The organism is Streptomyces sp. NPDC057438 (genome assembly GCF_042802995.1).
Lineage (GTDB): Bacteria > Actinomycetota > Actinomycetes > Streptomycetales > Streptomycetaceae > Streptomyces.
Map to the genome: position 1 here is coordinate 1 of NZ_JBHVDD010000187.1, position 2,757 is coordinate 2,757.

The 2,757-nt window shown below is 71.4% G+C and carries 2 protein-coding genes and 1 pseudogene; 2 read left to right on the forward strand and 1 reads right to left on the reverse strand.

Going from position 1 to position 2,757, the window contains the following annotated elements; all coding sequences use genetic code 11:
- The first annotated feature begins 54 nt into the window (after positions 1-54).
- Entirely contained in the window at positions 55-477 is a 423-nt protein-coding gene (locus tag ACFU5F_RS42190; protein WP_383898977.1) for a pyridoxamine 5'-phosphate oxidase family protein, read from the forward strand.
- Here the strand turns inward: ACFU5F_RS42190 and ACFU5F_RS42195 are convergent.
- Positions 452-1,057 carry a hemerythrin domain-containing protein gene (locus ACFU5F_RS42195; RefSeq protein ID WP_383898979.1) on the reverse strand — a complete coding sequence of 202 codons (606 nt, stop codon included), beginning with the start codon at positions 1,055-1,057 and terminating at the stop codon, positions 452-454. The two genes, ACFU5F_RS42190 and ACFU5F_RS42195, sit on opposite strands and share 26 nt — an antisense overlap.
- 400 nt (positions 1,058-1,457) lie before the next feature.
- Here ACFU5F_RS42195 and ACFU5F_RS42200 point away from each other — a divergent pair.
- Positions 1,458-2,666, forward strand: a pseudogene (locus ACFU5F_RS42200) (molybdopterin-dependent oxidoreductase); the annotation flags it as partial.
- Positions 2,667-2,757 lie beyond the last annotated feature (91 nt).

The following is a 2,757-nucleotide window of genomic DNA, read 5'->3' on the forward strand; positions in this document are numbered from 1 at the left end:
GGATAGGGCCGACTGGCCCTATCCCCTCCCGGCTCCCGCGGGGACGATGGACTGATGTCCCAGAACGACGCCTTTCGCTCACTCGACCGGCAGGAGTGCCTGCGGCTGCTCGCCAAGGTGCCGGTCGGCCGCGTGGTCTACACCCGGCAGGCGCTGCCCGCCGTCCTCCCCATCAACTTCTCCCTGGACACGGATGCCTCCGTCCTGCTGTGCACCTCGCCGGACTCGGACCTCGTACGCGCCATCGACGGCGTCGTGGTCGCCTTCGAAGCGGACGAGTTCGACGCGGCAACCCGGTCCGGCTGGAGCGTGGTCGTCACGGGCCGGGCCACCGTGGTGACCGACCCAGCGGAGCACGAGCGGCTGTCCCAGGACGGCCCCACGTCTTGGATGCCGCTGAAAGACGCCGTGTTCGTACGGATGGAATCCGAGATGGTCACGGGCCGGGAGCTCAACGGGGCGCGCGGCAATCCGTGAGGCGCAGTAGAGCGGGCCGGGCGACGGTCCTCGATCTGCGCGGGCCACTGTCGCCCGCCGGGCCGGTGGGGGTGGTGGCAGCTGGTACGCCGCGCACCTGAAAGGACCGGGCCATGTCCGCGAGCAGCGCAGCCAGGGAGACCTCGGGCGTCATGGCGAGCAGAGGCAGGACCAGGCCGTTCTCCTTGGCCACGTGCTCCTCGAAGAGCACCTGAAGGGCCCGCGCGTCGGCCGCCGCGCCCGACGGGTTGGGTGTGGCGCGCAAGGCGGCGACGAGGGCGGTGAGGCAGCGGTGTTCGCCGAGGAGGCTCTCGATGAGCAGGCGGGCCTCGGGCATGCCGTGCGCGACGGGGTAGAGCACGGCTTCCTCGGCTGCGGCGTGCGGCAGCAGCGAGCGGTCGCAGAAGGCCACGAGCCCGGCGTGGATCTTCTCGGCGACGCTCGGCTCGCGGCGGTCCACGGCGGTGAGCAGCATCTTCACCCGTCCGGCCAGCTCCCCGGCCAGGCGGGCGTGGTGCGCCTCCGCGCCTTCAAGGGCTGTGGCGTCCTGCGGGTCCGAGGCGAGGGTGAGCACGCTCATGGTCGTGTCTCCAGCGGGTCGGGTCGGCGCGACCGGCCGATGCGGGTGGGGCCGGCACTCCGGGTGCCGACTCTCGGGGCGAATGCCGCGTCCGGCCGCGGTGAGCGGCCGGACGCTCGACCGAACCGGGCGCCACGCGCCGTACGCGCTGTGCCTGCGGCAGCCGGGGACGGGGGAATCGGCCGCCAGGCAGGCACGGAATGCGGTCGTACAGATGGGCATCTGCGGTTCGATCAGTGCCCAGCATGCACTCCGGGCGCAGCCGACTCCCCCGCCGACCGGACCCAGCACGGGGACCGAAGGTCCCTAGTGCAACCGGCCAGATAGGGCCGGAAGGTCGTCCGGCAGGGACCGCCGGCCCCAGGTGCACCATGGCCTGCGGCTTCTAGCGTTCCCAGCCATGGAGAACGATCAGAACGCACGGCGCCAGGCGTCGCCCACAGCTGAGGGCTGGCCGCTGGCGGCCCGCAGACTGTTGACCCGTCGTGAGGTGTCGGCCGACGGGCGCGCCGTGTTCGGTGAAAGCGACCCGAAGTGGGAGAGCTTCTACCGGGACCGGTGGGCGCACGACAAGGTGGTGCGCTCCACCCATGGCGTGAACTGCACCGGGTCGTGCTCGTGGATGGTGTACGTCAAGGACGGCATCATCACCTGGGAGCATCAGGCCACCGACTACCCGTCGATCGGCACGGACTGCCCCGAGTACGAGCCGCGCGGCTGCCCGCGCGGGGCATCGTTCTCCTGGTACACCTACTCCCCCAGCCGCGTCCGCTACCCGTATGTGCGCGGCACGTTGCTGAAGCTGTGGCGCGAGGCCCGCAAGCGGCTCGACGACCCGGTGGCGGCCTGGGCCGAGATCACCGGCGACCCGGCCAAGGCCCGCGCCTACAAGCGGGCCCGTGGCAAGGGCGGCCTGGTGCGCGCCGACTGGGACGAGGTCAGCGAGCTGATCGCGGCCGCCCAGGTGCACACCGTCAAGGCGTACGGCCCCGACCGCGTCGCGGGCTTCTCGCCCATCCCGGCGATGTCGATGGCCTCGTTCGCGGCCGGGGCGCGGTTCCACTCACTGATCGGCGGCACCCTGCTGTCGTTCTACGACTGGTACGCCGACCTGCCGATCGCCTCCCCGCAGGTCTTCGGCGACCAGACGGACGTGCCGGAGGCGGCGGACTGGTGGAACGCGGGCTATCTGATCATGTGGGGGTCCAACATCCCCGTGACCCGCACGCCGGACGCGCACTTCCTCACCGAGACCCGCTACAACGGCACCAAGGTCGTCGCGGTCAGCCCCGACTACGCCGACAACGTCAAGCACGCCGACGAGTGGGTCGCCCCGCACCCCGGCACGGACGGGGCGCTGGCGATGGCCATGGGACACGTGATCCTGCGCGAGTTCCTGGTCGACCGCGAAGTGCCCTACTTCCAGGACTACATGCGCAAGTTCACCGACGCGCCGTTCCTGGTGACCCTGCGCGAGCACGACCGCGGTCTCGTCCCGGACGGGTTCCTGACCGCCGCCGACCTCGGACACGACACGGAGCACGCCGAGTCCAAGACGGTTCTCCTGGACGGGGTCACGGGCGAACCCGTGGTCCCGGGCGGGGGCGTCCCGCTACCGGGGGGGGGCTCCCAGGGCGGGCGCGGGGAACAAGTACAGGGGGTAGTGGTTAAAGAGGGTATCCGGGTTTGAGCGGGCCAGG

Coding starts and splice junctions, on each gene's coding strand:
- ACFU5F_RS42195 (WP_383898979.1), bottom strand. CDS start 1,057: ATGAGCGTGCTCACCCTCGCCTCGGACCCGCAGGACGCCACAGCCCTT.
- ACFU5F_RS42190 (WP_383898977.1), top strand. CDS start 55: ATGTCCCAGAACGACGCCTTTCGCTCACTCGACCGGCAGGAGTGCCTG.